Origin of the sequence: Crenalkalicoccus roseus (assembly GCF_004761865.1) — a bacterium.
GTDB lineage: Bacteria > Pseudomonadota > Alphaproteobacteria > Acetobacterales > Acetobacteraceae > Crenalkalicoccus > Crenalkalicoccus roseus.
This window is the reverse complement of sequence record NZ_SJDM01000020.1, coordinates 1-1736: the sequence shown is the minus strand read 5'-3', so window position 1 is coordinate 1736 and position 1736 is coordinate 1. Positions and strand designations below refer to the sequence as shown.

General features: G+C 71.3%; 1 protein-coding gene. It reads right to left on the bottom strand.

What is annotated here, in order from left to right; genetic code table 11:
- Window positions 1-221: 221 nt before the first annotated feature.
- Window positions 222-1736: hypothetical protein (locus tag ET526_RS13315; RefSeq protein ID WP_135468200.1), on the bottom strand; the 1515-nt coding region annotated here is incomplete at its 5' end.

The window sequence follows — 1736 nt, the reverse complement described above, 5'->3', positions numbered from 1 at the left end:
GATCCCGGGGCCAAGCTGGGCGCGAGGGCCTCGAGGGCCCGCAGCAGATGATCGGCGACGTCCAGGCGGCCGTCGACCAGAGCACTCCCGAGAGCGGTCAGGATCTGATCCTCCAGCCGACCGCCGTGGCGGCGTGACATGCTTCCGACCTTCGACCGCACCAGCAGCGCCAGCCTGCCCCCTTCCCGTGTGGGAACGTCAAGCGCACCATGATTGGTCTGCTACGGAAGTCGCCGCTTCGTCACCGCGACGGAGAGCGTGGCCGGGCCGAGGTCGAAGGTGGCGGAGGGCGAGATGTTCCTGGCCATCACCCGGACCGTGTTGGTGGTCCAGGCCGTGGCGTCGAGCTCGACGAAGCGCGTGGAGGAGGCGAGCGCCGCCTGTGCCAGGTCGCCCTGCCGGCAGCCGGTGATCGTGACGTCGAGCAGGCTGGTTGCACCCGGCGCGAGCGAGGGCAGGTCCCAGCTGGTCTCCGCGACGAACTCCCGCTGGCCCACCGGCAGGGCGGGCGTGCCGCAGAGGAGCGCCGGGGCGTGCTCCGGCAGGCCATACAGGCGCAGCGCCTCGAGTTCGATCTGCCCATCGAAGCCGACGATGCCGATCTGGGCAAAGGCGACCGCGGGCCCGAGCCGCACCGTCATGCGCCGGTTCAGGGAGGCGTCGGCCATCACCGCGCCGCCGGTCCAGGCCTTGGCGGGGGCGTTCCACTGCATCGTGGTGAGCGAGGCGAGGACGTCGCCGGCGAGGTCCTCGCGCACGGCCATCGCCGCGTCGAAGCAGCGCACGAAGAGCCGCCCGCCGTCGGCGCCGGCGACCAGCCAGTGGGCGAGTGCGAACTCCTTCGCCTGGGAGCAGTCCACCACGAAGGCGAGCCCACGCTGCGCCTCCAGCAGCAGCCCGCGGCCGGTCGGCGTGATGCCGTCCAGGCCGTTGAAGGACAGGCCGGCCAGGGTGGTGGCGGCGGTGGTCGAGGTGGCGACCGTCGCCAGGCCCTCGACGCCGATCTCGGCGGCGCTGTGCCGGAAGGCGGCGGCGCGCAGGTTCGGCACATTGCCGAGCAGGCGGAGGTGGCGCGAGGCCGGGGCGCGGTGGCGGTTGTAGACCGCGTTGCCGCAGCGGGTGGCGGTCGGGGTGTACTCGATGCCGACCTGGTAGGTGTTGGCCCAGGCCACCTCGTACTCGCAGTCCTGCGCCGCCCCGGTGTGGCGGGCGACGATGGGCGAGCAGGCCTCCATGCGCAGCGCCCGGCCGATGATGGCGCTGCCATTGGTCTCGTTCAGGAAGGGGATGGCGACGTTCGGGTCGAGCTGGCGCAGCTCGAAGTTCGGCGCGTCGAAGACGTGCCGGTTGTGGTTGTTGTAGGCGTCCGGAGCGCCGCGGGAGAAGCGGATCCCGAAGCGGTCGATCGTCGGGTTGATCCCGGTCGCACAGGCGAAGTGGCCACCGTAGTAGCGGATCGAGGTGTTCCAGGCCGTGGCGGTGGCGCAGTGCGCGTCGAGGCCGTAGCGGTTGTTGAGGATCCGCCCGAGGATCAGCGTGGTGTCCTCGAAGCCCCGCCTGTCGCCCAGCGTGCGCAACCCGATCGTGAAGCCCGAGACCAGGCGGAGGTCGAGGGTCGAGGAGTCGAGGTTGCGGGCGAGGATGCCGATGTCGGCCTCGTTCAGCCAGTCGGACTGGATCTGCCGCGTGACCTGGAGGTTGAGGTAGAGCTTCTCGCCGTTGCGGGTGGTGCCGCC